The sequence below is a fragment of the Paractinoplanes brasiliensis genome (genome assembly GCF_004362215.1).
GTDB classification, from domain to species: Bacteria; Actinomycetota; Actinomycetes; order Mycobacteriales; family Micromonosporaceae; genus Actinoplanes; species Actinoplanes brasiliensis.
Genome location: NZ_SNWR01000001.1, coordinates 4,935,602 through 4,961,589, shown reverse-complemented (window position 1 = coordinate 4,961,589; position 25,988 = coordinate 4,935,602). Strand labels below are relative to the sequence as shown.

Here is a 25,988-nt window from a genome sequence, read left to right as displayed (position 1 = left end):
AGGATGGGTCATGAACGACTGGACGGCCTTCGGGCGCGTGGATGCCGACGGCACCGTGTACGTGAAGACCGCTGAGGGCGACCGGGTGGTCGGCTCCTGGCAGGCGGGCACCCCCGAGGAAGGGCTGGCCCACTTCGCGCGGCGCTTCGCCGACCTCGTGACCGAGGTCGAGCTCGTCGAGGCACGCCTCAAGTCCGGCGCGGCCGACGCGTCGCATTCGCTGACCAGTGTCAAGCGCCTGCGCCAGCAGCTTGACGAGGCGCACGTGGTGGGCGACATCGACGGGCTCGCCAACCGGCTCGACCGCCTGGCCGCGCTGGCCGAGGAGAAGGCCGGCGAGGCACGTGCGGCCCGCGAGACGGCCCGGATCGAGGCTGTCGCCCGCAAGACGGCCCTGGTGGAAGAGGCGGAGAAGATCGCCGCCGAGTCCACCGGCTGGAAGTCGGCCGGCGACCGGCTCAAAGAGATCCTCGACGAGTGGAAGACGATCCGCGGCGTCGACAAGAAGACCGACGGCGAGCTGTGGAAGCGGTTCGCGACGGCGCGTGACGGCTTCACCCGCCGCCGCGGCGCCCACTTCGCCACCCTCGACGGCCAGCGCAAGCAGGCCCAGACGGCCAAGGAAGAACTGGTCGCCGAGGCCGAGAGCCTGTCCGACTCGACCGAGTGGTCGGCCACGGCCAACCGGCTCAAGGAGCTGATGGCCGAGTGGAAGGCCGCGCCGCGCGCCGCCAAGGAGGCCGAGCAGCGCCTCTGGGAACGTTTCCGGGCCGCTCAGGACGCGTTCTTCACCCGCCGCAGTGAAGTCTTCTCGGCCCGCGACGCCGAGTACAAGGGCAACCTCGACAAGAAACTGGCGATCCTGGCCGAGATCGAGGCGCTCGACGTGGACGCCGACCCGCGCGGCGCTCAGAACAAGCTGCGTGACGCCCAGGCCGCGTGGCACGACGCCGGCCGGGTGCCGCGTGAGTCGGCCGCCTCGCTCGACCGTCGCTGGCGGGCCGCCGAGGAACGCATCCGCGTGGCGATGGACTCGGCCTGGCGCAAGACCACCCCGCAGGACAACCCGCTGCTCCAGCAGATGCGCGAGCAGGTGGCCGAGGCCGAGCAGCGTCTCGAACGGGCGAAGGCGGCCGGCGACGCCAAGCGCGTCAAGGAAGCCGAGCAGGCGCTCAACTCGAAGAAGCAGTTCCTGGCTCTCGCCGAGCAGGCCTCCTGAAACCAATTTCCCGTACGCGTCCTGGGGCTCCTCAAACCTCCGAGGGGCCCCCGGTCCGCATGTCCCGCCCCTTCCGGGCCCGGCTCACTGCGTGGTCCGGGCCGTAGCGCCCCTTTCGCGGTGCTGCCGGGTCAGGGAACGGCCAGTTCGGCCAGCTCGGCAGGGGAGGCGTTGCCGCCCGTGCAGATGACGGCCACCTCGCGGCCGGCGAAGCGGTCCGGGAACTCCAGCAGGGCGGCCAGGGCGGCGGCGCCCGCTCCCTCGGCGAGCGTGTGGGCCGAGGTCGCAAGCAGGCGCTGGGCCTCGGTGATGCGGGCGTCGGACACCAGCACGAAGTCGGTCAGGTGCTTGCGGAGGATCTGCTGGGGCAGGTCGTAGCCGCGACCGGTGGCCAGGCCCTCGACGCGGGTGCGGTTGGGGCGGGTGCACGGCGAACCGGAACGCCAGGAGTCGTGGGCGGCGGGTGAGGCCGACGACTGTACGGCGATCACCTCGCATCGGGGCGCGAGAGCTTCGACGACCACAGCAGCGGCCGCCGCGCCGGTGCCGCTGCCGACCGGCACGACGATCGCGTCCAGGTCCGGGTGGGCGGTCAGGACCTCGACGTACAGGGTGCCCACGCCGGCCGGCAGTTGCGGCGTGTCGCCCGGGCTCACCAGCAGCTGACCGGTCTCGCGGGCCAGCTCGACGGCGTGGGCCTCCGCGTCGGCCAGCACGTCGCCGGTCAGGACCACGGTCGCGCCCCAGGCCCGGACGGCGGCCACCTTGCCCGGATTGGCGCCGGCGGGCATGACGACCGTGCACGGGGTGTCGAAGAGGTGACTGGCCCACGCCATCGACTGGGCGTGGTTGCCGGTCGAGTAGGTGACCGTGCCACGGCCGGGCGACGACGCGAGCAGATTGAGGGCGCCGCGGGCCTTGAAGGCGCCGACCGGTTGTGTGTTCTCGTGCTTGACGTGCACGGTCGCCCCTACGGCGGCGTTCAGGACGGGGTACGACCACATCGGGGTGGGCGGCAGGTGACGGGAAACCGTCGGAACGGCGGCGCGCACATCGGCGTACGAGAAAACCATGCCTCGATCGTGGGCCGAACGCACCCATAGGTCCAATGCCGAATCTGTGGGCAACCCATAGACAGCGTCGATAGATTGGGGTCATGCTCGACGTCACCCGGCTGCGCGTGCTCGTCGCCGTAGCCGAACACGGCTCGGTCACCGCCGCGGCCGAGGCGCTGCACTACGCCCAGCCCTCGGTGAGCCACCACCTGGCGCGGCTCGAGGCCGAGACGGGCAGCCGGCTGGTGCAGCGGGTCGGCCGAGGGATCCGGCTGACCGAGGCGGGGCGCCTGCTGGCCGATCGCGCCGGCGAGATCCTGGGCCGGCTCGACGCCGCCGAGGAGGAGCTGGCGGCGCATTCCGGGCTGCGGGCGGGACGCGTACGGCTGGCGGCTTTTCCGTCGGCCCTCGGCACCTTCGTGCCCGCCGCGGCGGCCGCCTTCGACGCCGATCATCCCGGCATCGACCTGCGGTTCCGTGAGGCCGAGCCGCCCGAGGCGATCGATCTGCTGCGGCGCGGCGAGGTCGACGTCGCCGTGATCTTCACGCACGACGACGGGCCCGACGTGGCCGGCCTGCGCACCGAGGAGTTGTTCGCGGACCGGACCTACCTGGTGCGGCCCGCCGGCTGGCCCGGTGACCGGCTGGCCGACCATCGTGACCGGCGCTGGATCGGCGGTTGTGAGCGCTGCCGCGACGAGTTGCTGCGGGCGTGCGCCGCCGAGGGGTTCACGCCCGACATCCGCTTCACCACCGACGACTACGTGGCGGCCCAGCAGCTGGTCGCGCGCGATCTGGGAGTCACGACGCTGCCCGAGCTCGCGCTGACGGCACACCGCAACGAGCTCGTACGGGTGGCGCCGCTGCCCGGACGTTCCCGGCGGGTGCTCGTCGCGGTCGCCGGCGAAGCGCCCGACCCGCCCGCGACGAGCGCGCTGCTGGAGCGGATCAGAGCGAGCAGCCCTCGGCCGCCGGCAGCGGGGCCGGGACACCGAGCGACGGCAGGCCCAGCGAGACGCCCTTGAGTTTCGGGGTGCGGCCGGCCTCGAAGGCGTCGCCCGCGCGGGTGCGGCGGTGGGTGAGCGGTTCGCCGTCGGCGTTGAGGTGGTGCGGGGCCGCGTAGGTCACCACGGTCTCGACGATGTCGCCGGGGCGCGGGGTGAGACCGCCGGTGGCGAAGTGCACCAGCCGGCCGTCCCGGGCCCGGCCGCTCATCCGGCCCGTACGCTCGTCCTTGCGCCCCTCGCCGACCGCGACGAGCACCTCGACCTTTTCGCCGACGAGCTTCTTGTTCTCGGCCCAGGTGATCTCTTCGAGCAGGGTGATCAGGCGCTCGTAACGTTCCTGCACGACGGCCTTGGGCAGCTGCTCCGCCATGACCGCGGCGGGCGTGCCGGGGCGCTTCGAATACTGGAACGTGAAGGCGCTGGAGAACCGCGCCCGCCGGACGACCTCGAGGGTCTGCTCGAAGTCCTCGTCGGTCTCGCCGGGGAAGCCCACGATGATGTCGGTGGTGATCGCGGCGTCGGGCATGGCGGCCCGCACCTTGTCGATGATGCCGAGGTATTTCTCCTGCCGATAGCTGCGGCGCATGGCCTTGAGCACACGGTCGGAGCCCGACTGCAGCGGCATGTGCAGCGAGTGGCAGACGTTGGGGGTCTCGGCCATCGCGGCGATCACGTCGTCGGTGAAGTCCTTCGGGTGGGGGCTGGTGAAGCGCACCCGTTCCAGGCCCTCGATCGACCCGGTCGAGCGCAGCAGCTTGCCGAACGCCAGCCGGTCGCCGAACTCGACGCCGTACGAGTTCACGTTCTGCCCGAGCAGGGTGACCTCGAGCACGCCCTCGGCGACCAGGGCCTCGACCTCGGCCAGGATCTCGCCCGGCCGACGGTCCTTCTCCTTGCCGCGCAGCGACGGCACGATGCAGAACGTGCAGGTGTTGTTGCACCCCACCGAGATCGAGACCCACCCCGCGTACGTGGACTCGCGCTTGGTCGGCAGCGTCGAGGGGAACACCTCGAGCGACTCGAGGATCTCGACCTCGGCCTCGGAGTTGTGCCGAGCGCGTTCGAGCAGGGCGGGCAGCGAGCCGATGTTGTGGGTGCCGAAGACGACGTCGACCCAGGGCGCCTTCTTGACGATGTCGCCACGGTCCTTCTGCGCCAGGCAGCCGCCGACCGCGATCTGCATGTCCGGCTTCTTCAGCTTCGTGGGGCGCAGATGCCCGAGGTTGCCGTAGAGGCGGTTGTCGGCGTTTTCCCGTACGGCGCAGGTGTTGAAGACCACGACGTCGGCCGACTCGGGATCGGCGGCACGCACGTAACCCGCGTCCTCCATCAGACCGGAGATGCGCTCGCTGTCGTGCACGTTCATCTGGCAGCCGTACGTGCGCACGTCGTACGTGCGGGTGGCGCCCTGCAGCTCAGTAGTCATGGCAAGGAGCCAGCGTACGCCGTGCCTCGCTCAGGCGGCAGGCCGCTCGCACCCGGTGAGGCCGCCGGTGCACGGACGTACGCGGCGCCTTTCCGGGCCGTCGTCGGTCTCGACCTCGTCGGCGTGCACCAGCCCCAGGCTGCCGTCGGGCCGGGCGAGCACGAACCTGGTCGGGTCGAGCGTGTCGTCCGGAAGGATGATCTCCACCTCGAGCCGGACGGCGACCGCGCTGGCCGCCGTGGCCTCGGCCAGGGACTCCGGGGCCAGGTAGACATCGATCAGCGTCGGAAAGTCGCCGCCGACGTGATAGACATCGCACAACACGGCGCCGGCGACGGTTTCCGGCCCGAGAGGCACGACCGTGCGCTCCAGCGCCCCCGCGAGCGCGGCGTGGACCCGTTCCTCGGAAAGGGACGCGGAAGCCGCCCAGTTCCAGAGGCCGCCTGTCGGATCCATGTCAGCCATAACGAACATGGTGGACAATGCTCGCCGCTCGCACTGTCTGTGTTACCGCTCCGTGACCATTCTCGGTGTGAACCGATACAAGGGCCCACATAGAGTGTGCCCATCCGGGTGATCCGCAAGAACAGGGACGGTGGTCCAGCAGTGTCCGACGAGGCTCTCATCGTCCTCGACAAGGTGAACAAGTGGTTCGGCCCGCTGCACGTTCTCGACGACGTGAGTCTCTCCGTCGCCAAGGGCGAGGTGGTTGTCGTGATCGGACCGTCGGGTTCCGGCAAGTCCACACTTTGTCGCGCGATCAACCGGCTCGAGCCGATCAACGACGGCACGATCATCTTCGACGGGCAGCCGCTGCCCGCCGAGGGGCGCCCGCTCGCGCGGCTGCGCAGCGAGGTCGGCATGGTCTTCCAGTCCTTCAACCTGTTCGCGCACAAGACGATCCTGCAGAACGTCATGCTCGGCCCCGTCAAGGTCCGCAAGGAGAAACCGGCGGTCGTTCGTGAGCGCGCGATGGCGCTCCTCGAGCGGGTCGGCATCGCCAACCAGGCCGAGAAATACCCGGCCCAGCTCTCCGGCGGTCAGCAGCAGCGCGTGGCGATCGCCCGCGCGCTGGCCATGCAGCCCAAGGCGATGCTCTTCGACGAGCCCACCAGCGCCCTCGACCCCGAGATGGTCGGCGAGGTGCTCGAGGTCATGACCTCGCTGGCCAAGGAGGGCATGACGATGGTCGTCGTCACGCACGAGATGGGCTTCGCCCGGCACGCGGCCAACCGCGTGGTGTTCATGGCCGACGGCCAGCTCGTCGAGTCCGCTCCCCCGGCCGAGTTCTTCGCCAACCCGAAGAGCGACCGCGCCAAGGACTTCCTCTCCAAAATCCTCACGCACTGAGTCCAGAAGACAGAACAGAATTCGAGGAGCGACAACCATGCGCATCACCCGATTGGCAGCCACTCTCGGAGCGCTCACCATGGCGCTGGCCGTGGCCGCGTGCGGCGGGGACGACGAGGGCACCGGCAGCGGCAGCACCGCCAAGGGCATCGAGGGCAAGGCGGCGAGCGGCAAGCTGGTCATCGGCGTCAAGGCCGACCAGCCCGGCCTCGGCCTGCAGTCCGGCAGCACCTACACCGGCTTCGACGTCGAGATCGGCAAGATCATCGCTAAGGGCCTGGGTGTCCCCGAGTCCGGCATCGAGTGGAAGACCACCGTCTCGGCCAACCGCGAGCCGTACATCCAGCAGGGCCAGGTCGACCTCGTCGTGGCGACCTACACGATCAACGACGAGCGCAAGAAGGTCGTCAACTTCGCCGGGCCGTACTTCATCGCGGGCCAGGACCTGCTGGTTCCGACCGACTCGACGCTCACCGGCCCGGAGTCGCTGGCGGGCAAGCGGGTCTGCTCGGTGAGCGGCTCGACCCCGGCCAAGCGGATCCAGGAGGAGCACAAGGACGCCAAGCTCCAGCAGTTCGACACGTACTCCAAGTGCGTGACGGCGCTGGCCGGCGGTCAGGTCGACGCGGTCACCACCGACGACATCATCCTCGCGGGCTACGCGGCCCAGGAACAGTACGCCGGCAAGTTCAAGGTGGTCGGCAAGCCGTTCAGCGAGGAGCCGTACGGCATCGGCCTCAAGAAGGACGACACCGCGGGCTGCAACAAGATCAACGACATCCTGAAGGCGGCCGCCACCGACGGCTCGTACAAGAAGGCCTGGGACGACACCCTGGGCAAGAGCGGCACCCCGGCGCCCGAGCTCGACGCCAGCAAGCTCAGCAACTGCGCCTGATCCTCTGATGGTCGGCGGGGCCGGGAAACCGGCCCCGCCGCCCTTTGCCCCTATTCACTGCCGAAGGTGCCGATGGACGTCTTCTCCGACCCGGCCAACCGGGACGTGTACATAACCGGGTTCCTCTGGATCCTGAAGCTGACCCTGGCCGGCGGCGCCGGTGCGCTGATCCTGGGCGTGCTGCTCGCCGCGATGCGCGTGTCCCCCGTCCCGGTGCTGCGCGGCTTCGGCACGGCCTGGGTCAACATCTTCCGGAACACGCCACTCACGCTGATCATCTTCTTCTGCTACTTCGGTCTCTTCTCGACGCTGGGCTTCTCGATCGCCGACGACATCGACCTCAACAACTTCTGGCTCGGCGTGGTCGGCCTGTCCGTCTACACCGCGGCCTTCGTGTGCGAGGCGATCCGTTCCGGCATCAACACCGTCCCGCCGGGCCAGGCCGAGGCGGCGCGGGCGATCGGCATGTCGTTCCGCCAGACACTGACGATGATCGTCCTGCCCCAGGCCGGCCGCGCCGTGATCGCGCCGCTGGGCAGCATCCTCATCGCGCTCTGCAAGAACTCGACGATCGTCGGCACGATCGGCCTGATGGAGTCGTCGAACGCGATGAAGGACCTGATCAACGCGAACGGCAACGCCGTCATCGCGATCTTCCTGGTCTTCGCCGGCACCTTCGCGGTCGTGCTGATCCCCACCGGCTACGCGTTCGGCTGGCTGGCCGGCCGCCTGGCGGTGAAGAGGTGAGCGAGCGAACAATCAGGCTCAGCAGCACACGTGCTCGTGCCGGCTCGGATGCTCGTGCCGACTCGAACGCTCGTGCCGGCTCGGAGCGAAGCGGAGAGACGCCATGAGCACCGACGCCGTTCTTTACGACCACCCCGGGCCCAGGGCCAAGGCGCGCAACCTGATCCTGACGATCGTCTTCGGCATCGGCCTCGTCGCGCTGCTCTACTGGATCTATTCGCGCTTCGACGCCAAGGGCCAGTGGGCGGGCAGCCTGTGGGAGCCGTTCACCCAGGCGAGCACCTGGCAGGACTACATCCTGCCCGGTCTGCTGGCGACCCTGCAGGCGGCCGCGGTCGCCATGGTGCTGTCGCTGGCCTTCGGCATCATCTTCGCCGTGGGGCGGCTCTCCGACCACTGGTGGGTGCGCCTGCCCGCCGGTGCGGTCGTCGAGTTCTTCCGGGCCGTACCGCTGCTGCTGTTGATGTTCTTCATCTTCTTCGGGGTGCCGTTCATCACCGAGCAGCCGATGTCGATCTTCTGGGCCGTGGTGCTGGGCCTGACCCTGTACAACGGGTCGGTGCTGGCCGAGGCGTTCCGGGCCGGTGTGCACTCGGTGCCCCGGGGGCAGAGCGAGGCGTCGTACGCGATCGGCATGCGCAAGAGCCAGGTGATGACCCACGTGCTCATCCCGCAGGCGGCGCGGGCCATGCTGCCGGTGATCGTCAGCCAGCTCGTCGTACTGGTCAAGGACACCGCGCTCGGCTACATCATCTCGTACGGGGAACTGATCCAGCTGGGCGTCAACAACCTCTCGGCCAACTTCGGCAACGTGGTGCAGGCCGCGATCGTGGCGGCGATCATCTACATCATTATCAACTCGCTGCTCACCGCGTTCGCGGGCTGGCTCAGCCGGCGCACCCGTCGCAAGGGCCGTGCCCCGCGGGCGGCCGGCGCCGCCACGCAGCAGGCGACCATCGAGCCCGGCCTCGGCGGGGGCGGCGGAACGCTGTAGCGCTGGTGGCCCCGGGTTGATCCGGGGCCACCACGCTTGACATGCTTCGGTCATGATCTCCGCGGACGACGTCCTTCACCAGCCGTTACGAGCCCAGTTCGAGGTCTTCCTCGACGAGCACCGCCAGGCTCTGCACGACTGCCTCGACGATCTGACCGAGGAGCAGGTGCGCCGGTCGCTCGTGCCGTCCCGCACCACCCTGCTGGGCCTGGTGAAACACGCGACCTTCGTCGAGAAGGTGTGGTTCGACGAGGCCGTCACCGGGCGGTCCCGCGCCGACATCGGCATTCCCGGCGACCCCGACGAGTCGTTCCACCTGGACGACTCCGACACGATCGCCTCGGTCCGGGAGTCTTTCCTGGCCGCTTGCGAAGCGTCGCGCCGGGCCGTCTCCGCTCTCTCCCTGGACGACGAGCTGCCCGGCAATCGGCGCGGGCCCATCCCGCTGCGCTGGGTCTACCTGCACATGCTGCGCGAGCACGCGCAGCACTGCGGTCACGCCGACATCCTGCGGGAACAGCTGGGGCTAACGAGCGAGCTCGGTGACTCGTGATTCCCGTACGACCGTGACCCGGATCTGCCCCGGGTAGGTCAGCTCCTCCTCGATCTGCTTGGCCACGTCCCGGGCCAGCACCGCCGCGCCGATGTCGTCGATGTCGTCCGGGCGCACCATCACCCTGATCTCGCGCCCGGCCTGCATGGCGAAGACCTTCTCGACACCGGCCTTGCCCGCGGCGATCTCCTCGATGCGCTCCAGCCTTTTCACGTACGCCTCGAGGCTCTCCCGCCGGGCCCCCGGGCGACCGCCCGAGCAGGCGTCGGCGGCCTGGGTCAGCACGGCCTCGATGGTCTGCGGCTGCACCTCGTTGTGGTGCGCCTCGATCGCGTGCACCACGTCCTCGGACTCGCCGTACTTGCGGGCCAGGTCGGCGCCGATCAGCGCGTGGCTGCCCTCGACCTCGTGGGTCAGGGCCTTGCCGATGTCGTGCAGGAACGCCGCCCGCTTCATCGTCGGCACATCCAGGCCCAGCTCGGCGGCCATGATGCCGGCGATGTGGGCGGTCTCGACGAGATGCTTGAGCACGTTCTGGCCGTAGCTGGTGCGGTAACGCAGCCGGCCCAGCAGCTTGGCCAGCTCGGGGTGCAGGTTCGTGATGCCGACGTCGACCAGCGCCTCCTCCGCGGCCCGGTCGCAGAGAACGTCGACCTCGTTCTTGGCGCTGTCGAACACCTCCTCGATGCGGTGCGGGTGGATGCGGCCGTCCAGGACGAGCTTCTCGAGGGTCAGGCGACCGACCTCACGGCGTACGGGGTCGAAGCAGGAGAGCAGGACCGCCTCGGGAGTGTCGTCGATGATCAGGTTGACCCCGGTGACCGACTCGAAGGCGCGGATGTTGCGGCCCTCACGACCGATGATCCGGCCCTTCATCTCGTCGCTGGGCAGGTGCAGCACGCTGACCACGCTCTCCGAGGTCTGCTCGCTGGCGATCCGCTGAATCGCGTCGACCACGATGTGCCGGGCCCGGGTGTCGGCGGTGGCCTTGGCCTCGCTCTCGATGTCGCGCACCAGGATCGCGGCCTCACGCTTGGCCTGCGCCTCGATGCCCTCGACCAGCTCGGCGCGGGCCACCTCGGCGGTCAGCCCGGCGATCCGCTGCAGCTCGCGACGCTTCTGCTCCTCGATGCCGGCCAGCTCGGCCTCACGACGGGCCAGGGCGGCCTCGCGGGCGGCCAGATCGGCGTCCATGCTCGCGAGGCGGCGCTCCCGCTCGACCAGGCGCTCGACCTCCTCGGCATGCAGACGCTCGCGCTCGTCGATTCGGGCGGCGCGGCGCTCGACCTCGGCGGCCTGCTCCTTCGCGGTCGTGTTGAGCAGCGCGACCTCACGCTCGCCCTGACGGCGGGAGGCGGCGCGAACCTGCTCGGCGTCGGCCTCGGCCTGGCGGTGGGCGTGCTCGAGGATCGTGTCGGCCTCACTGTGCGCGGCCTCGAGCACCCGGCGGGCCTCGGCGCGGGCGGCGGCGGCTTCGGCCTTGGCGGCGGCGGCCTCCGCGCGTACGGAGGCGGCTTTGGCGTTCGCGTCGTCGACCTTGGCATTGGCGTCTTCGACCTTGGCGTTGGCGTCCTCGACCTTGGCCAGCGCGTCGTCGACGGCCTGACCCTGCACGTGGCCGTCCGCCCGGACCTTGTGCAGCTGACGCAGCGCACGGGCGCCGAGCACCAGGCCGGCCACCACGAGGAGTGCCAGGACGACGATCGCCACCACCAGCACCCAGTCCAGGGCGGTCATCTCGCCGCGTCTCCCTTCGCCGCCCGGCGCGTTGTGAGCACGCGGGCCTTCTGACGGGATGCCCGACCAAGGCGCGACGACACAGGCGTCATCGGACCGCCGCCCGTACGGGGTGCGACGGCGCCGACCGCCCATATATCGGGCCACGCGGCGCGTGCGGTTCGGGCGCCGGGGCCAAAAAGCTGGCTGCTTGCAGGTTACAAGTGATGCCGTAATGTAATGCGATCTATGTTGTGCGTGTTGCATGCGATGGTCGAACAAACCTTGTGTAACGCGAGGCTAGGTCGCGGATGCCACTTCGGTCAAGGATCCATGATTCGGCAGCGGATGGGACGTAGGGCACAGACTCGCTTACGCCCAGCTCACGACACCGGTGGGCAATTCAGGCGTACCGGGACCAGAGATCGCGCATCGGCTCCCACTTCTCACGCAAACCCTCCTTCCAGTACGCCAGCAGGTACCCCGCGACGGGGGTCCGGGCGTCGTCCCACCAGATGCCGCTGACCGTCCGGGTGACACCACTCTCCGTGAGACGGTATGCGTACTCCAAGTAGTTGCCGGTGACCCGGCCCGACGGAGTGGCCCGCTCGGCCGCCGGGGCTGCACCGGGCGCGAGGGAGCGCGCGTCGACCGCCTGACCCAGTGCCCGGGCCCTGACCTCGTCCCGGTCGGCGAGCGAGTCGTACTCGACGAAGATCGCGCTCATCCCGTCGAGCGTGCAGCGGACACGGACCTTTTCGCCGGCATTGGCCTTGGGGCGGGTGCACGCCGACAAGTAGGGAAGAAAACCCTCGGAGATGGCGGTCAGGCCGGTGCCCTGGAAGTCGTCCCGGTTGACCGCCATCTGGTTCTGTTCGAAGACTCCTGGCCCGCCGCTCGTCGCGGCCGCCGGGGACGTGGGTGCGGTGGCGCGGCCGGCGAAATAGCCTGCCGTACCGAAGAGAAGCAGGCCCGCGACCAGCCCTGCGGTCATGCCCATGAAGAGGCGGCTGCGATCGGGCGGCGGCGACGGCTCGATGCGGCGGCCGGGCGGGGTGGAGAAGCCGTACGGGGTGTCTGTCCAGCCCGGCTGCTGCCCGCCGAAGGGGTCGCCGCCCTGGAACGGGCCGTAGCCGGGGGTGTGGCCCGTCGGGACGCCGCCGATCGGACCACCCGTAGGGACGCCGCTGCCCGGACCCGTCGATGGGACGCCGCTGCCCAGACCACCCGTCGAGACGCCGCTGCCCAGACCACGCGCCGGGACGCCGCTGCCCAGACCACGCGCCGGGACGCTGCCGCCCGGACCCGTCGATGGGGTCCCGCCGGCCGGACCGCCTGTCGGGGTGTCGCCGCCCGGACCCGTCGATGGGGTCCCGCCGGCCGGACCGCCTGTCGGGGTGTCGCCGGGCGGACCCGCCGATGGGGCGCTGCCGGTCGGCGCTGTCGGCTCGGCGCCCTCCGGAAGGGGACCGAAGCCCTGCGTGTTGCCCTGCGAAGACTCGGTCACAACGCCACATATTACCAAGCAGTGGCGAACGCCGATGTCCCGCCGCAAGCCCGTCACCAGGGTTTTGAGGCCGGCAAAGCGCCGAATCCGGTCACGACAGGATCGTCGCGGCCGGATTTTCGAGCGCTGTCAGCCCCGGCCCTCAGCCCGACGCAACGTCACCAAGCAGGACCACGCCGCCGGGCTTCAGCCGCACGACGAGCCGACAAGCAGACCGGTCAGGAGGTGGGGTCGGCGTCGGTGGCGAGGGCGTCCGCGTCGAGCTGGTCGGCGAACTCGGCCGCCTCGGCGTCCCTCTCGGCCAAGGCGTCCTTGACGGCCCGGATGGCCACGCCCGCGGAGTAACCCTTGCGGGCCAGCATGCCCACCAGGCGCCGGAAGACCGCGTCGGGCGGGCCGGTGGCCGTGCGCAGCTTGCGGTCGACCAGGGCCCGAGCCGTGGCGGCTTCGTCCTCGTCGTCGACGGTTTCGAGGGCTTCACTGGCCACTTCGGCGTCGACGCCGCGCTGCCGCAGCTCGTTCGCCAGCGCCCGGCGCGCCAGCCCACGACCGTGATGCCGGCTGGACACCCAGGCCCGGGCGAACGCGGCGTCGTCGATGATTCCGACCTCGTCGTAACGGTCGAGAACCTCGGCGATCACCTCTTCCGAGATTTCCTCACGGGCGAGCACCTTGGCCAGCTCGGCCCGGGTGCGCGGTCGCGTGGCGAGCTGTCGCAGGCAGATCTCGCGCGCCCGCTCCCCCTCGCTCTGCTCGGGCTGCCCGCCCCGACCGGCCGACCTCCCCCGGCCCCCGCCGGAACGCGCGGCCTTGTCGCCACCGGAACGCGCGGCCTTGTCGCCACCGGAACGCGCGGCCTTGTCGCCACCGGAACGCGCGCCGCCATCGTCGGCGCCGGCCGAAGACCAGTCACTTCGGTCGTCGCCCGCAGCATCCCAGCCGTCACCGTCCCGCGCGGCTCGCCCCTCGGCAGAACGCCAATCGTCGCCGCCATCAGCGGAACGCCGATCGGTGCCGCCGCCGGTGCGCCTGCTGCCGGAACGCCCGCCGCGACGCCGCCCGCCCAGGGCGGGGTCGCCGGTCACGTCGTCGGGGTGGCCGGGTCCGCCGTCGTGGGGCGGGTCGTGACGGGGTGGGGCACCGCGGGCGACCACGTTGTAGCGACCCGGTTCGGGGTTGAGGGTGACGTTGTCGGTGCTCAGGTCGCCGCGATAGGGGATTCCGCCCGGCGAGGACCGCCGGCGACGGGTCGGAACGTTGCCGCGTTCCGGGTCGTCGTCGGCCGGAGGCTCGCCGGGCGGGTGCTCATCGTAGGCGCGGGCGGGGCGGGGTGGGAGAGGATCCCACCCGCGCCCGGAACGCGCGCCCCGTCGGGCCGGCACCGGTTCCTATCCGATCAGAAGTCGACCGGCGGGAGCTCGGGGCCGCCCGCGGCGTCACCGGTGGTCTGACCGACGCCGAGCTTCTCGAGGATCTTCTTCTCGATCTCGGCGGCGACGTCGGGGTTTTCCTTGAGGAACTCGCGCGCCTTCTCCTTGCCCTGGCCGAGCTGGTCACCGTCGTACGTGTACCAGGCGCCGGACTTGCGGATGATGCTCTGCTCGACGCCGACGTCGATGAGCGAGCCCTCCCGCGAGATGCCCTTGCCGTACATGATGTCGAACTCGGCCTGCTTGAACGGCGCGGCCACCTTGTTCTTCACGACCTTGACGCGGGTCCGGTTACCCACCACGTCGGTGCCGTCCTTCAGGCTTTCGATGCGGCGCACGTCGAGGCGGACGGACGCGTAGAACTTCAGCGCGCGACCACCGGTCGTGGTCTCGGGCGAGCCGAACATGACGCCGATCTTTTCGCGGAGCTGGTTGATGAAGATCGCGGTGGTGCCCGAGTTGTTGAGCACACCGGTGATCTTGCGGAGCGCCTGGCTCATGAGGCGGGCCTGCAGACCGACGTGGCTGTCACCCATCTCGCCCTCGATCTCGGCGCGCGGCACCAGCGCGGCCACCGAGTCGATGACGATGATGTCGAGCGCGCCCGAGCGGATCAGCATGTCGGCGATCTCGAGGGCCTGCTCACCCGTGTCGGGCTGGGAGACCAGCAGCGCGTCGGTGTCGACACCGAGAGCCTTCGCGTACTCCGGGTCGAGCGCGTGCTCGGCGTCGATGAACGCCGCGATGCCGCCGTTGCGCTGGGCGCTGGCGACGGCGTGCAGCGCAACTGTCGTCTTACCGCTGGACTCCGGGCCGTAGATCTCGATGACCCGGCCGCGCGGCAGGCCGCCGACGCCGAGCGCCACGTCAAGGGCGATGGAACCGGTGGGGATGATGGCGGTCTGCACGACCGGCCGCTCCCCCAGCCGCATCACCGAGCCCTTGCCGAACTGCTTGTCGATCTGCGCCAACGCCAGATCGAGCGCTTTGTCCCGGTCAGGTCCTGCCACCATGTCCGCCACCCCTGTACTCGATTTCGCGGGCGTCTTCGCCGATGCGCTTCTGTTCACCACGGGCAACAAGGTAGGCGGTGGGTATGACAAAATCGACCGCCCGGCCGAAGCCTGTGGACAACTGAGCCGTTGTGGACAATAGCCGAACACGTGTACGACGAACGAGTGACACGCCAGAACGGGTGTACGAAAAGCGCGTCACCGCAGGCGGGAGGGCACCCGGTCGGGGTAAGCGGCCACTACCGCGCGCCAGATGGTAGCCGTTTCGACACCGTCCGCAATTGCCTTGTCGATCGTCCGGTCGCCGAGGCCGGCAAAGGAATGGTCCGCCGCCATGCTGCGCGCGTACGCGGGGCCGAAGGCCTCCTCCAGCCGCGCCCAGAAATCCGTCAACCGCACCTCACGAGCGTACCCATTCCTCCCACCGGCCCCGGTCCGGCCTCAGTCCCGCCGGCGCCGCTCCCCGCCCGGTCTCAGCTCCGCAGCCGCCGGTACGCGCGGGCCGACAACGGCAGGAAGACGGCCGTGATCAGCAACGGCCAGCCGAGCGCCAGCCATACCGCCGAATCGGCCAGCGGCCCCTCGGTCAGCCCGGTCGGGTTGCCGAACAGCTCCCGTACCGCGGACGCCGTCGCCGAGAGCGGGTTCCACGCGGCGACGGCGCCCAGCCAGTCCGGCATCGTCTCGGCCGACACGATCGCCGTGGACAGGAAGCCGATCGGCCACACCAGCACCTGCACGGCCATCGTCGCGCCCTCGCCGCGGAAGCTCAGGCCGACGAAGATGCCGATCCAGAGCACCGCGAACCGGAAGAGCAACAGCAGCAGCACGGCCAGCGCGGCCGACCCCGGGTCCGAAGTGATCCGCCAGCCGATGAGCAGGCCGCCCGCCAGCAGCACCAGCAACTCGACGGCCGAGTTGGCCAGGTCCGCCCCGACCCGGCCGAGCGCCACCGAGGCGCTGCCGATCGGCAGTGATCGAAAGCGGTCGGTGATGCCCTTACGGGCATCGTTGGCCATCGCGGTGGCCGTGGCCTCGACGCCGAACATCATGCTCAGCGCGAGCATGCCGGGCAGCAGGAACATGATGTAGTCGCCGCCGCCCGGCACGGTGATCGCGCCGCCGAAGAGGAAGCCGAAGACCAGCAGCAACATGATCGAGAACATCAGGCCGAAGATCGGCGTCCACGGCTGACGGACCCAGTGGGCGAGGTTCCGCTGGGTGAGGACCCAGCCCGCGCGTACGGCGGTCATTTCGTGGCCTCCCGGGGAGTCGCGGTCAGAGTGAGGAAGACCTCGTCGAGGGTCGGCCGGCGCAGCACCAGATCCTCCGGTGTCACGCCGCACTCGTCGAGGGCGCGGACGACACGGGAGAGGCCGGTGACGCCGGAGCCCACCTCGAAGGTGAGGGTGTCGGCGTCGGCGTCGGGCACGGCCGGGATCCCGACCGCCACGCCGAGCCGCTCGGCCAGTTCGTCGAGCGGCGCGCCGGGTGCGATGGTCAGCGTCACGCGGTCACCGCCGATCTCGCGCTTGAGCACGTCGGGGGTGTCGTTCGCCACGATCCGGCCGTGGTTCATCACCGAGACACGGGCCGCCAACTGGTCCGCCTCGTCGAGATACTGCGTGGTGAGCAGCACCGTGGTGCCCGCGGCGGCCACCTCACGGACGGCGGCCCACACCTCGTTGCGTGCCCGTGGGTCGAGCCCGGTGGTCGGCTCGTCAAGGAAGAGCACCGCCGGGGTGAGGATGAAGCCGGCCGCGATGTCGAGACGCCGTCGCATGCCGCCGCTGTAGGTCGAGACCGCCCGCTCCGCCGCCTCGGTGAGCCCGAACATGTCGAGCAGCCGGTCGGCGGCGGCCCGGGCGTCCACTGTGCTGAGGCCGTAGAGCCGGCCGAACATCACGAGGTTCTGCCGGCCGCCGAGAATCTCGTCGACGGCCGCGTTCTGCCCGATCAGGCCGATCCGCCGGCGTACCTGCGCGGCCTGAGTCCGTACGTCGAAGCCCGCGACCTCGGCCGTGCCCTCGTCGACGTCGATGAGGGTGGCCAGGGCCTTGACCGCCGTGGTCTTGCCGGCACCGTTCGGGCCCAGCAGGCCGTGGATCACGCCCCGGCCCACCGCCAGGTCGAACCCGTCCAGAGCCTGCACGTCGCCGTATCTCTTGCGCAGTCCGTTCGCCACCAGGTTCACCGCTGCTCCTAACTCCGTATACCGCACGGTATTTGGGTGCGCTGAACACCGTACACCCCACGGGGTAATCTCGTCACATGGAAAATCAGGACGTCGACCGCACCCTGACGTTGCTGTGGCGGCGGGCGCTCGGGACCCCGCAGGGCTCACGCGGGCCGAAGCAGCGGTTCAGCGTCGACGAGGTGATCCGGGCCGGCATAGCGGTGGCCGACGAGGAGGGACTGCCGGCGTTCTCGATGCGCAAGGTGGCCGACCGGCTCGGCCTCAAACTGATGTCGATCTACACGTACGTTCCGAGCCGCGACGAACTCATCGGGCTGATGGTGGACGAGGTCATGGGCGAGCCGGACCTGCCGCCGCACGAGGGTGTCTGGCGCGAGCGGCTCGTCGTGGTGGCGCGGCAGATGTGGGACGAGTTCCACCGGCACCCGTGGCTGCTGCAGGTCGAACAGAGCCGCCCCTGGATCGGCCCGAACGGCTCCGACCGGTGGGAATGGCAGCTCACGGCGATCGAGGGGGCAGGGTTCACCGACCTCGAGATGGACCACGTCATCACCGTGATCGGCGACTTCACCGCCGCTTCGGCCCGCGCCGACGTCAACGCCTTACGCGCGGCCGAGCAGTCCGGCATCTCGGACGCCGAGTGGTGGGCGGTCAACGCGCCCGTGCTGGAGCGCCTGATGCCCCCGGACGCCTACCCGATCTCGGCCCGGGTCGGCGTCGCGGCGGGCGAGGAGTACAACGCCGTACGGGATTCGGAACGGTCCTTCCGGTTCGGCCTGGACCGCATCCTCGACGGCCTCGAACAGCTGCTCAGCTCACGGCCGAAGCCGCAATCTTAAGATCGTCAACCAGGCCCGCGTACGCGGTCTCGCGGTCGTCGGCACGCAACACCGCTGACGGGTGGATCGTGGCGAGCGCCTGGATCTCGGCGACCGGGAAGTCCTCGGGGTGCTGCGCCGAGGCGGGCCACGGCATCAGACGGCCGCGCTGCTGGGTGACCCGGAACGAGGGGCCCAGCAGGGCACGACCGGCCGTGGCGCCGAGGATGACGATGAGCTCGGGCTTGAGCAGGGCGAACTCGGACACCAGCCACGGACGGCAGGCCGTGATGTGCGCCGGACCCGGATTTTGGTGGATGCGTCGGCTACCCCGCCGCTCGAAGCGGAAGTGCTTGACCGCGTTGGTGATGTAGACGTCGCTCGCGTCGAGGCCGGAGTCGTCGACCGCCTCGCGCAGCAGCCGTCCGGCCGGGCCGACGAACGGCAGACCCTTCTGATCCTCGACGTCGCCCGGCTGCTCGCCGACCAGCACGACACGCGCGTCGGCCGCACCCCGGCCGAAAACCGTCTGGGTGGCATCGGCGTACAGCTCGCAGCCCTCACAGCCGGCGGCGGCCGACTTGAGCTCTTCGATGCTCCGCGGCTCGGGCGGCACCCACTGCTGCGCGCCGACCGGCGCTTCGGTCCTAGGCATGAAGAAGGTTCTACCCGAATCGGTGGTGAAGAAGCATCCGGGCACCCCTAACGAGTCGGCGCGAAACGGGACGGCGGGCGGACGGCGGCGGCCACCGCGTCGGCCACCGCGGGGATCTCCGACTCCCGCAGGGGGCCGATGGATATTCGTACGCCCGGGGGCGACGACACCCGGAACAGCGAACCCGGGGCGACGGCGTAACCGGAGTCGCGGAGCATCCCCACCGTACGGGTCTCATCGGCCACGGGGACCCACACGTTGATGCCGGTGGGGCCGAAGGCGTCGACTTCCCTCGACCACAGCGCGTCGAGCAGGGCGCGACGGCGACGACCGTACGCCTGGGCCGCGTTGGACACCGTCGCCGTGGTCTCGTCGTCCTCCCAGAGACGAAGGAGCAGGCGCTGCAGCACCGTCGAAACCCAGCCGGAGCCGATGCGCATGCGCCCGACAACCCGCGCGATCGTAGCCTCGTCGCCCGCGAGCACGGCGATGCGCAGGTCGGGGCCGAAGGGTTTGGACGCCGAGCGGGTGACGGCCCACGCGCCGGTGACCGGGCCGATGCAGTGCGGCGGCTGCTCGGCCAGCTCGGCGGCGTGATCATCCTCGATCACCAGGACGCCGGGACGGCTCGCGAACAGGGCGCGCAACGACTCGGCCCGGGCCTGGCTGACGGCGGCGCCGATCGGATTCTGCGCCCGCACGGTGATAACCGCGGCGCGTGCGCCGGATTCCAGGGCGGCGGACATCGCTGCCGGGTCGGGGCCCTCGAGATCGACGGCAACCGGCAGCGGGCGCAGGCCCAGCGCGGCCAGCAGGTCGAGCAGGGCGGCCCAGCCCGGATCCTCCACGGCGACGGCGTCGCCCGGCCGCAGGTGGGCCGTGAGCAGACGTTCGACGGCGTCGAGGGTGCCCGACGTGACGGTGATCTCGGCATCGCCGGCCGGGATGCCCTCGTCGACCAGGCGCGGACGGGCCGCCTCGATCAGCTCGGGCATCGCGGCGGCCGAGGCATAACCCAGGGGCGGGCCGTTGGTCTCGGCGACCGTTCGCAGCGCCCGGCCGAGTGGGGGCAGAAGGCGGATGTCGGGCTCGCCGGAAGAGAGGTCGCGCACGTCCGGCGGAACGGCCAGGCGCAGCGCGGAACGCGGGCCGGCGATGGGCGGGCGCGACCGGATGCGGGTGCCGCGGCGGCCGTCGGTCTCGACCACGCCGCGGTTGCGCAGCTCCTGATAGGCCTTCGACACCGTGGCCGGGCTGACATGCAGGTCACCGGCGAGAACGCGGACGGGCGGCAACATCGTGCCGAACTCCCAGACGCCCTTGCGGACCCCCGCCTCGATGCTCGCGGAAATCGAGGCGGCGCTGTCACCCTCGACCTGATACTGTGCTGACACACCAGGAATTCTGTACTAGTACAGAGCAGAGCGCAAGTCGCCTCGACCAGGGAGGCCCGATGTCCGACACCTACATCCGGACAAGCCGTACGACCGCCACCCGCTATCGCGACCGCATGTCTTACGACCGCGCCCTCGCCCACGAGATCCTCGACGAGGCGTACGACTGCACGGTGGGCTTCGTCGCCGGCGGTGAGCCGCGGGTCCTGCCGACCCTGCACGTCCGCGTCGGCGAGACGCTCTATCTGCACGGGTCGTCCGGCGGCCGAATGGGCCTTTCGGCACGCGACGGCGAGGTTCCGGTCGCGGTCAGCGTCACCCTGCTCGACGGGCTGGTCTATGCCCGCTCCCACCTGCACCACAGCGCCAACTACCGCTCGGTGATCGTGCACGGCGCGGCCCGGCTGGTCACCGATCCCGAGGAAAAGCTGGCGGCGATGGCGGCCCTGGTCGACAAGGTCGGCGCCGGCCGCTCCACCGACAGCCGCCCCGCCGACACCAAGGAGGCTGCGCAGACCAGCGTGCTCGCGCTCCCCCTGGTCGAGGTCTCGGCCCGGGCGCGGCGCGGCGGGGTGGTCGACGACCCCGACGATCTGGCGCTGCCGCACTGGGCCGGTGTCCTTCCCGTCCGCCGGGTGTTCGGGCCGCCCGAGGCCGACGCCGGCGTTCAGGCCGACGTCCCGGGCTATCTGCCCGGCGCCCAGTTGCCCTGGGTCACGCCGGTGGCCCTCGCCGGCCGGCACGTACGCCTCGAGCCGCTCACGCTCGGCCATGCCGCCGGGCTGGTCGAGGCGCTCGGCGACGACGAGGTGTGGCGGCATCTGTCCATCCACCGGCCGCAGACCCTCGAGGCGATGCGTGACCATCTCGCCCGGCTGCTGCGCGGCCGTTGGACGGGCAGTCAGATCTGCTGGGCCCAGGTCGATCCGGCCACTGGCCGGGTGATCGGCATGACGAGCTGTCACGACATCGATCCCGAGCGGCGGGCGCTGGCGATCGGGCACACCGCCGTCGGCAAGCCGTGGTGGCGCACGGGCGTCAACACGGAGTCCAAGCTGCTGCTGCTCGAGCACGCCTTCAACACGCTCGGGGCGGAGCGGGTGTTCTGGCACACGGACATCCGCAACGAGCGCTCCCAGCAGGCGATCGCGCGCCTCGGAGCGGTGCGCGAGGGCGTGCTGCGGCGGCACAAGCAGCGGGCGGACGGGTCCTGGCGCGACACCGTAGTCTTCGGCATGACTGCCGACGACTGGCCCGCGGCCGGGCGCCGGCTACGAGAATTGCTGGCCGCGGGCGGGTCCACCGCCCTGGCGGCCGTGTAGGAGGCGCCATGCTGGGGATCACCGACTTCTGGACCTACGTCGTCGGCACGCTGGCGATCATCCTGCTGCCCGGGCCGAACTCGATCTTCGTGCTCTCGGTCGGCGCCCGGCTCGGCGTGCGAGCGGGTTATCGGGCCGCGGCCGGGGTCTTCGTCGGGGACACGGTGCTGATGGTCCTGTCGGCGGCCGGTGCCGCCTCGCTGCTGCGCACGTATCCACCGTTGTTCCTGGTCATCAAGTACGCCGGCGCGGCCTACTTGCTGTGGGTCGGCTTCGGCATCGTGCGCGGCGGGTGGCGCAAGTGGCGCAGCCGCGACGAGTCGCCGGCCGCTGCGGCGGTCGAGGAGCCGTCCGACGCCCGCAGCCCGTTCCGCCGGGCCGCCGTGATAAGCCTGCTCAACCCGAAAGCGATCCTGTTCTTCGTGTCCTTCTTCATCCAGTTCGTCGAGCCGGGTTACGCCCACCCGGCCCTGTCGTTCCTGGTGCTGGGCGCGGTGGTCCAGTTGTTCAGCGCGCTCTACCTGTCCACCCTGATCTTCGGCGGCAGGTTCCTGGCCGGCCAGTTCCAGCGCCGTCGCCGCTTGGCCGCGGGCGCCGCCGCCGGCGTGGGCGCGCTGTTCGTGGGCTTCAGCATCAAACTGGCCACCGCCGGCGTCGGCTGACCCACACCAGCCGCCCACCCACCCCGCTCGCTCACGAGGCGCGGACGGTTGACGCGGCAGGCGCAGCGCGGCGTCGCGGACGTGGCGGGGAAGCACGGACTGCGCGGGAAGGACAGGCGGCGCGGACGTAGCGGAGTCGTGGGAAGCCAGCCCGCGGGAGGCGCGGGTGTCGCGCAGCTACCGGCGGGGCGGAACTTACCGGCGGCACCAAAGTCAAGGGCAGCGCGGGCGGCGCTGCCTAGGAATGGGCAGCCTGGAGACACGCGGCGTGGCCTTGGAGGTGCGGCACGGGTAGGGCACGGCACCAGGCATACGGCGTGCGCAGGGAACGCCGGGGCCTGCGGCGCGGATGGGCGTGGGCAGGCGCGTGAGGAGCGGTCGTGCCGGGCCCGGCGAGAGTTGCGTCCTGGGTGCGGGCGGCCCGGCCGGAGCAGGGCCGCCCGCGGGTGGTGGCTGTGCGGTTCGCCCCAGTGGAAGCGCACAGCCGGAGGGGGTTACTCGTCTTCGCCGCCGCCGTCGTCTTCGAAGACCTCTTCCATGGCCTCGCCGAGGATCATGCCGCCGAGGACGCCGCCGGCTACGCCTGCGGCCACGCCGCCCATGCCCATGCCGCCTCGGCCGTGACCGTGGCCGGCGTAGTGGCCGTGGTGGCCGTAACCGCCGCCGTGGCCATAACCACCGCCGTGGGCGTAGCCGGGAGCGCCGTAGCCGGGAGCGCCATGGCCGGGGGCGCCGAAACCGCCGGCGGAGCGGAGGCCCTGGTAGCGGCCCGCGGCCTCGGAGACCCACTGCTCGACGACCGCCGTCCAGTCGGTGGTGTCGGCTTCGGCGTGGGAGACGCGGAAACGGCCGTACGCGTCGTGGCCGGGCTGCAGGAAACCGCCCCGCTTGTCGAACTCGAGCACCACCTCGACGCCCTCGGGGTCGGCGATGAAGGTGACCTCGACCTCGTTGATGGCGCCCGCGTACTGCGGCGGCGGGTAGAACTCGATCTCCTGGTAGAAAGGCAGCGTCATGCGTACGCCGTAGATCGCGCCGTGTTCCAGGTCGGCGTTCTTGAAGCGGAAGCCGAGCCGGGCGAACGCGTCGAGAATCCGCTCCTGCGACGGCAGCGGGTGCACCGCCACGTGGTCGAGGTCGCCCTTGTCGACGGCCTTGGCCACCGCGAGCTCGGTGCGCAGACCCATCGTCATGCCGTGCAGACGCTGGCCGTACACGTCGGTGACGGGCGTCTCCCACGGCACCGGGAACGAGAACGGCAACTCCCGCTGCTCGCCCTTGGCCAGCTGGAACGGGCCGGAGACCGGCAGCCGGTGGAACTCGATGAGGTTGTCGCCGTGCTCGGACTCGACCCGCGTCACCAGGCCCAGCACGATGCCTTCGATGGTGACGTCGTGGTCACCGCCGGCGATGCGCACCTGGCCCTCGAGAGCCAGGCCGGGCCGCGTGTTCGGATTGGCCAGCACGGTGTCGACGGTCGGGCCGCCCACGCCGAAGGCGCGCATCATTTTCTTGAAGACCACCGGGTCATTCCTCCTTGAATCAACGCTGGGGTGGCTTGATCGATAACTCAGGCGCGATCAACAACTGAGACGCGGTCACGACTCAGGCGCCCGCCGTGGCCGGCAGCGCGTCGGTCTCGTCGTCGAACCGGCCGATGACCTGTTCGAGCAGGTCTTCCAGGGCGACGAACCCGACCTGGCCCGACTCGTCGGTGACGATCGCGAGCTGGGTGCGGCCGGCGCGCAGGGCCTCGACCGCCTCGACCACGTTGACCCCTGCGTCGAGCAGGAACGCCGGCTCCATCAGCTCACCGGCGGTGGCGGCCCGGCCCGTCGCGCTGGCCCGTACGGCCTCACGGACGTGCACGACCCCGATCACCAGCTCGTCGGCGCCGGTGACGGCGATCCGGGCCCGGCCGCTGGTCAGCGAGGCCAGCTCGACGTCGGCGACCGAGGCCGACTCCGGCACCGACACCAGTTGCGCGGTGGGCAGCATGACGTCGCGTACGGGAAGGGAAGCCAGGGCCAGAACACTGGTGAGCAGCTCGCTCTGCTCGGCCCCGATCAGGCCCTCGGCCCGGGAACGGTCGAGCAGGATGCGCATCTCGGCCGGGCCGTGCGCCTGGGCCAACTGGTCCTGCGGGTGCACGCCGAACGGCTTCAGCGCCAGGTTGGCCAGCGCGTTCAGCACGCGCAGGGCCGGGCCGACAAGCCGCGCGTACCACCGGAACGGCAGCGCCAGCAGGATCGCCGAACGCTCGGGGTGGGTGATCGCCCACGACTTCGGCATCATCTCGCCGATCACCAGGTGCAGGAACGTGACGATGATCAGGGCGAGCAGGAACGCGATGACGTGACTGGCGACGTCGGGCAGGCCCAGCGCGTGCAGGGCGGGCCCGAACAGGTGCTCCAGCGACGGCTCGGCCAGGGCGCCCAGGCCCAGCGAGCACAGCGTGATGCCGAGCTGGGCGCCGGCCAGCATGACCGACAGCTCGCGGGTGCCGTCGAGCGCCGCCTTGGCCGCCCGGCTGCCCGCGGCGGCGGATTGTTCGAGGCGGTGCCGTTTGCTGGCCACCAGGGCGAACTCGGCGGCGACGAAGAAGGCGTTGCCGATCAGCAGCAACGTGACCCAGAGGGCGTTCATCGTGAGATCCGAACCGTTTGCGGGACGTGCCGGTCGACGCTCTCCACCCGTACGGAAAGGGAACCGTCGTCGAGGGTGACCGAGTCGCCTGCCTTGGCCACCCGCCCGAGCCGGGCCAGGACCAGGCCGGAGACCGTCTCGTAGTCGTCGCCGGCGGGCAGGTGGACTCCGGTGGCGTCGGTGATCTCGTCGATCCGCCAGCGGGCGGGTACGAGCCAGGAGCCGTCGGGCTGACGCTCCGGGGCGGGCTCGGCCTCGTCGTCCTCGTCGCGGATCTGGCCGACCAGCTCCTCGGCGATGTCCTCGAGCGTGACGATGCCGGCGAAACCGCCGAACTCGTCGACCACGCAGGCCAGCTGCCGGTGGGCCGAGCGGAGCCGTTCGAGCACGGTGGGCAGGCGCAGCGACGACGGCACCAGGACGGGAGCCGACATCACGGACGAGACGGGCGTGTCCGCACGCTCGGCGGGGGCGATTGCCAGGATGTCCGCGATGCTGACCACGCCGACGATTTCGTCGACCACCTGACCCCGTACGGGGAAACGGGATCTGTGGGTGTCGAGAAGGGCCACGACATCGGCCGCTGTCGCCGTGGCGGGAACGGTGTGGACGTCAACGCGCGGGATCATCGCCTCGGCCGCGGTGCGACCCCGGAAGTCGAGACCCCGGTCGAGCAGGGAGGAAAGGTCGGCGTCGAGACCGCCGTTGGCCCGCGACTCGCGGATGATCTGCTCGAGATCCTCCTCGGTGGCGCCCTCGGGCAGCTCCTCGATCGGTTCGATGCCGATGCGCCGGAGCAGGCCGGCAGCCGTACGGTCGAAGAGGCGGATGATCGGGCCGAACACGGTCAAATACATCAGCGTGGAACGGCTGAGCACCTTGGCGACGGTCTCGGCGCGGGCGATCGCGAGGTTCTTGGGGGCCAGCTCGCCGAGGACCATCTGCACGATGGTGGCGAGCAGCAGCGCCACGGCGACCGAGACGGGCATGCTGACCGCGGTGGGCACGCCGGCGCCGTCGAGCAGCTTCGACAGGCCCTCACCGATGAACGGCTCGGCCACGTAACCCACCAGCAGCGCGGTCACGGTGATGCCGAGCTGCGCCCCGGAGAGAACGAAGGAGAGTCGCTCGGTGACCTTGAGAGCCCGGACGGCGGCCTGGTCACCCTGTTCGGCTTCGCTGCGGAGCTTGCCGCGGTCGGCGGCGACATAGCCGAACTCTTGCGCGACGAAATAGCCGGTGACGACAGTCACCACGAGCACCAGAAGAAGACCGGTGACGATCAGCACGGCCGGGAAGATCTGAAGGGACGCCGGGCCGAGCCCGGCTGTCTACTGCCGCTCATGACCGACAACCCTAACAACCCGAACTGAAGGGTTGCT

At 70.6% G+C, this 25,988-nt stretch carries 24 protein-coding genes and 1 pseudogene; 10 read left to right on the top strand and 15 right to left on the bottom strand.

Going from position 1 to position 25,988, the window contains the following annotated elements; all coding sequences use genetic code 11:
- The first annotated feature begins 10 nt into the window (after positions 1-10).
- Positions 11-1,219, top strand: coding sequence for a DUF349 domain-containing protein (locus C8E87_RS22575; RefSeq protein ID WP_133874945.1), 1,209 nt, complete (start codon positions 11-13; stop codon positions 1,217-1,219).
- A 131-nt stretch (positions 1,220-1,350) separates the two neighbouring features.
- Here C8E87_RS22575 and C8E87_RS22570 read toward each other — a convergent pair whose 3' ends face one another.
- The gene (locus C8E87_RS22570) at positions 1,351-2,292 is read right to left on the bottom strand and encodes a threonine ammonia-lyase (RefSeq protein WP_133874944.1); all 942 of its coding nucleotides are present in this window, start codon (positions 2,290-2,292) and stop codon (positions 1,351-1,353) included.
- A gap of 83 nt (positions 2,293-2,375) precedes the next feature.
- Here C8E87_RS22570 and C8E87_RS22565 point away from each other — a divergent pair, with 83 nt between their 5' ends.
- Positions 2,376-3,299, top strand: coding sequence for a LysR family transcriptional regulator (locus C8E87_RS22565; RefSeq protein WP_133874943.1), 924 nt, complete (start codon positions 2,376-2,378; stop codon positions 3,297-3,299).
- Here C8E87_RS22565 and miaB read toward each other — a convergent pair.
- Entirely contained in the window at positions 3,223-4,707 is a 1,485-nt protein-coding gene (miaB, locus tag C8E87_RS22560; protein WP_133874942.1) for a tRNA (N6-isopentenyl adenosine(37)-C2)-methylthiotransferase MiaB, read from the bottom strand. The two genes, C8E87_RS22565 and miaB, sit on opposite strands and share 77 nt — an antisense overlap.
- A 30-nt stretch (positions 4,708-4,737) precedes the next feature.
- Positions 4,738-5,172: a hypothetical protein gene (locus C8E87_RS22555; protein WP_239079877.1), complete on the bottom strand. Its 435-nt coding sequence runs from the start codon at positions 5,170-5,172 to the stop codon at positions 4,738-4,740.
- A gap of 141 nt (positions 5,173-5,313) precedes the next feature.
- Here C8E87_RS22555 and C8E87_RS22550 point away from each other — a divergent pair, with 141 nt between their 5' ends.
- The 5 genes from C8E87_RS22550 to C8E87_RS22530 all read left to right on the top strand — a co-directional run bounded on the left by C8E87_RS22550 (position 5,314) and on the right by C8E87_RS22530 (position 9,246).
- Positions 5,314-6,057 (top strand): amino acid ABC transporter ATP-binding protein, encoded by a 744-nt coding sequence (locus C8E87_RS22550; RefSeq protein ID WP_133874940.1) that lies wholly within the window; start codon positions 5,314-5,316, stop codon positions 6,055-6,057.
- Between the two features lie 37 nt (positions 6,058-6,094).
- Positions 6,095-6,952 (top strand): glutamate ABC transporter substrate-binding protein, encoded by an 858-nt coding sequence (locus C8E87_RS22545; protein WP_133874939.1) that lies wholly within the window; start codon positions 6,095-6,097, stop codon positions 6,950-6,952.
- A 72-nt stretch (positions 6,953-7,024) separates the two neighbouring features.
- Positions 7,025-7,699 (top strand): amino acid ABC transporter permease, encoded by a 675-nt coding sequence (locus tag C8E87_RS22540; protein WP_133877002.1) that lies wholly within the window; start codon positions 7,025-7,027, stop codon positions 7,697-7,699.
- Positions 7,700-7,802: 103 nt separating this feature from the next.
- Positions 7,803-8,693: an amino acid ABC transporter permease gene (locus tag C8E87_RS22535; RefSeq protein WP_133874938.1), complete on the top strand. Its 891-nt coding sequence runs from the start codon at positions 7,803-7,805 to the stop codon at positions 8,691-8,693.
- 52 nt (positions 8,694-8,745) lie between these two features.
- The gene (locus C8E87_RS22530) at positions 8,746-9,246 is read left to right on the top strand and encodes a DinB family protein (RefSeq protein ID WP_133874937.1); all 501 of its coding nucleotides are present in this window, start codon (positions 8,746-8,748) and stop codon (positions 9,244-9,246) included.
- Here C8E87_RS22530 and rny read toward each other — a convergent pair.
- From rny to C8E87_RS22495, 7 genes and pseudogenes are all read right to left on the bottom strand, one after another.
- Positions 9,220-10,983 (bottom strand): ribonuclease Y, encoded by a 1,764-nt coding sequence (gene rny, locus C8E87_RS22525; protein WP_133874936.1) that lies wholly within the window; start codon positions 10,981-10,983, stop codon positions 9,220-9,222. The two genes, C8E87_RS22530 and rny, sit on opposite strands and share 27 nt — an antisense overlap.
- Positions 10,984-11,365: 382 nt before the next feature.
- Positions 11,366-12,469 carry a hypothetical protein gene (locus tag C8E87_RS22520; protein WP_133874935.1) on the bottom strand — a complete coding sequence of 368 codons (1,104 nt, stop codon included), beginning with the start codon at positions 12,467-12,469 and terminating at the stop codon, positions 11,366-11,368.
- A 218-nt stretch (positions 12,470-12,687) separates the two neighbouring features.
- Positions 12,688-13,431, bottom strand: a pseudogene (locus tag C8E87_RS46665) (regulatory protein RecX); the annotation flags it as partial.
- 434 nt (positions 13,432-13,865) lie between these two features.
- The gene (gene recA, locus C8E87_RS22510; RefSeq protein ID WP_133874934.1) at positions 13,866-14,912 is read right to left on the bottom strand and encodes a recombinase RecA; all 1,047 of its coding nucleotides are present in this window, start codon (positions 14,910-14,912) and stop codon (positions 13,866-13,868) included.
- Positions 14,913-15,110: 198 nt separating this feature from the next.
- On the bottom strand, positions 15,111-15,311 hold the full coding sequence (locus tag C8E87_RS22505; protein ID WP_133874933.1) for a DUF3046 domain-containing protein: 201 nt from the start codon (positions 15,309-15,311) through the stop codon (positions 15,111-15,113).
- A 74-nt stretch (positions 15,312-15,385) separates the two neighbouring features.
- Complete coding sequence (locus tag C8E87_RS22500; protein WP_133874932.1) at positions 15,386-16,165, bottom strand: ABC transporter permease; 780 nt, start codon at positions 16,163-16,165, stop codon at positions 15,386-15,388.
- Positions 16,162-17,106: an ATP-binding cassette domain-containing protein gene (locus tag C8E87_RS22495; protein ID WP_133874931.1), complete on the bottom strand. Its 945-nt coding sequence runs from the start codon at positions 17,104-17,106 to the stop codon at positions 16,162-16,164. The genes C8E87_RS22500 and C8E87_RS22495 overlap by 4 nt, the downstream gene beginning before the upstream one ends.
- Before the next feature lie 77 nt (positions 17,107-17,183).
- Between C8E87_RS22495 and C8E87_RS22490 the strand changes: the two genes are divergently transcribed.
- Positions 17,184-17,948, top strand: a complete 765-nt coding sequence (locus C8E87_RS22490; RefSeq protein WP_133874930.1) for a TetR/AcrR family transcriptional regulator — start codon at positions 17,184-17,186, stop codon at positions 17,946-17,948.
- On the opposite strand, the gene C8E87_RS22485 is transcribed toward C8E87_RS22490, so the two are convergent.
- Both C8E87_RS22485 and C8E87_RS22480 read right to left on the bottom strand, forming a co-directional pair.
- Positions 17,920-18,582, bottom strand: coding sequence for a UdgX family uracil-DNA binding protein (locus tag C8E87_RS22485; RefSeq protein WP_133874929.1), 663 nt, complete (start codon positions 18,580-18,582; stop codon positions 17,920-17,922). The two genes, C8E87_RS22490 and C8E87_RS22485, sit on opposite strands and share 29 nt — an antisense overlap.
- A 47-nt stretch (positions 18,583-18,629) precedes the next feature.
- Positions 18,630-19,976, bottom strand: coding sequence for an aminotransferase class I/II-fold pyridoxal phosphate-dependent enzyme (locus C8E87_RS22480; protein WP_133874928.1), 1,347 nt, complete (start codon positions 19,974-19,976; stop codon positions 18,630-18,632).
- A 59-nt stretch (positions 19,977-20,035) separates the two neighbouring features.
- Between C8E87_RS22480 and C8E87_RS22475 the strand changes: the two genes are divergently transcribed.
- The gene (locus C8E87_RS22475; RefSeq protein ID WP_133874927.1) at positions 20,036-21,298 is read left to right on the top strand and encodes a bifunctional pyridoxamine 5'-phosphate oxidase family protein/GNAT family N-acetyltransferase; all 1,263 of its coding nucleotides are present in this window, start codon (positions 20,036-20,038) and stop codon (positions 21,296-21,298) included.
- An 8-nt stretch (positions 21,299-21,306) separates the two neighbouring features.
- On the top strand, positions 21,307-21,960 hold the full coding sequence (gene leuE / locus C8E87_RS22470) for a leucine efflux protein LeuE (RefSeq protein ID WP_133874926.1): 654 nt from the start codon (positions 21,307-21,309) through the stop codon (positions 21,958-21,960).
- A 494-nt stretch (positions 21,961-22,454) separates the two neighbouring features.
- Here leuE and C8E87_RS22465 read toward each other — a convergent pair whose 3' ends face one another.
- The 3 genes from C8E87_RS22465 to C8E87_RS22455 all read right to left on the bottom strand — a co-directional run bounded on the left by C8E87_RS22465 (position 22,455) and on the right by C8E87_RS22455 (position 25,895).
- Entirely contained in the window at positions 22,455-23,483 is a 1,029-nt protein-coding gene (locus C8E87_RS22465) for a sporulation protein (protein WP_133874925.1), read from the bottom strand.
- An 82-nt stretch (positions 23,484-23,565) separates the two neighbouring features.
- On the bottom strand, positions 23,566-24,606 hold the full coding sequence (locus C8E87_RS22460) for a hemolysin family protein (protein ID WP_133874924.1): 1,041 nt from the start codon (positions 24,604-24,606) through the stop codon (positions 23,566-23,568).
- Positions 24,603-25,895, bottom strand: coding sequence for a hemolysin family protein (locus tag C8E87_RS22455; protein WP_133874923.1), 1,293 nt, complete (start codon positions 25,893-25,895; stop codon positions 24,603-24,605). The genes C8E87_RS22460 and C8E87_RS22455 overlap by 4 nt, the downstream gene beginning before the upstream one ends.
- Positions 25,896-25,988 lie beyond the last annotated feature (93 nt).

What these genes read in the sequence shown, in the direction of transcription:
- C8E87_RS22575 (WP_133874945.1), top strand. Translation starts at nt 11, where the DNA reads ATGAACGACTGGACGGCCTTCGGGCGCGTGGATGCCGACGGCACCGTG.
- C8E87_RS22570 (WP_133874944.1), bottom strand. Translation starts at nt 2,292, where the DNA reads ATGGTTTTCTCGTACGCCGATGTGCGCGCCGCCGTTCCGACGGTTTCC.
- C8E87_RS22565 (WP_133874943.1), top strand. Translation starts at nt 2,376, where the DNA reads ATGCTCGACGTCACCCGGCTGCGCGTGCTCGTCGCCGTAGCCGAACAC.
- miaB (WP_133874942.1), bottom strand. Translation starts at nt 4,707, where the DNA reads ATGACTACTGAGCTGCAGGGCGCCACCCGCACGTACGACGTGCGCACG.
- C8E87_RS22555 (WP_239079877.1), bottom strand. Translation starts at nt 5,172, where the DNA reads ATGGCTGACATGGATCCGACAGGCGGCCTCTGGAACTGGGCGGCTTCC.
- C8E87_RS22545 (WP_133874939.1), top strand. Translation starts at nt 6,095, where the DNA reads ATGCGCATCACCCGATTGGCAGCCACTCTCGGAGCGCTCACCATGGCG.
- C8E87_RS22540 (WP_133877002.1), top strand. Translation starts at nt 7,025, where the DNA reads ATGGACGTCTTCTCCGACCCGGCCAACCGGGACGTGTACATAACCGGG.
- C8E87_RS22535 (WP_133874938.1), top strand. Translation starts at nt 7,803, where the DNA reads ATGAGCACCGACGCCGTTCTTTACGACCACCCCGGGCCCAGGGCCAAG.
- C8E87_RS22530 (WP_133874937.1), top strand. Translation starts at nt 8,746, where the DNA reads ATGATCTCCGCGGACGACGTCCTTCACCAGCCGTTACGAGCCCAGTTC.
- rny (WP_133874936.1), bottom strand. Translation starts at nt 10,983, where the DNA reads ATGACCGCCCTGGACTGGGTGCTGGTGGTGGCGATCGTCGTCCTGGCA.
- recA (WP_133874934.1), bottom strand. Translation starts at nt 14,912, where the DNA reads ATGGTGGCAGGACCTGACCGGGACAAAGCGCTCGATCTGGCGTTGGCG.
- C8E87_RS22500 (WP_133874932.1), bottom strand. Translation starts at nt 16,165, where the DNA reads ATGACCGCCGTACGCGCGGGCTGGGTCCTCACCCAGCGGAACCTCGCC.
- C8E87_RS22490 (WP_133874930.1), top strand. Translation starts at nt 17,184, where the DNA reads ATGGAAAATCAGGACGTCGACCGCACCCTGACGTTGCTGTGGCGGCGG.
- C8E87_RS22485 (WP_133874929.1), bottom strand. Translation starts at nt 18,582, where the DNA reads ATGCCTAGGACCGAAGCGCCGGTCGGCGCGCAGCAGTGGGTGCCGCCC.
- C8E87_RS22475 (WP_133874927.1), top strand. Translation starts at nt 20,036, where the DNA reads ATGTCCGACACCTACATCCGGACAAGCCGTACGACCGCCACCCGCTAT.
- leuE (WP_133874926.1), top strand. Translation starts at nt 21,307, where the DNA reads ATGCTGGGGATCACCGACTTCTGGACCTACGTCGTCGGCACGCTGGCG.
- C8E87_RS22460 (WP_133874924.1), bottom strand. Translation starts at nt 24,606, where the DNA reads ATGAACGCCCTCTGGGTCACGTTGCTGCTGATCGGCAACGCCTTCTTC.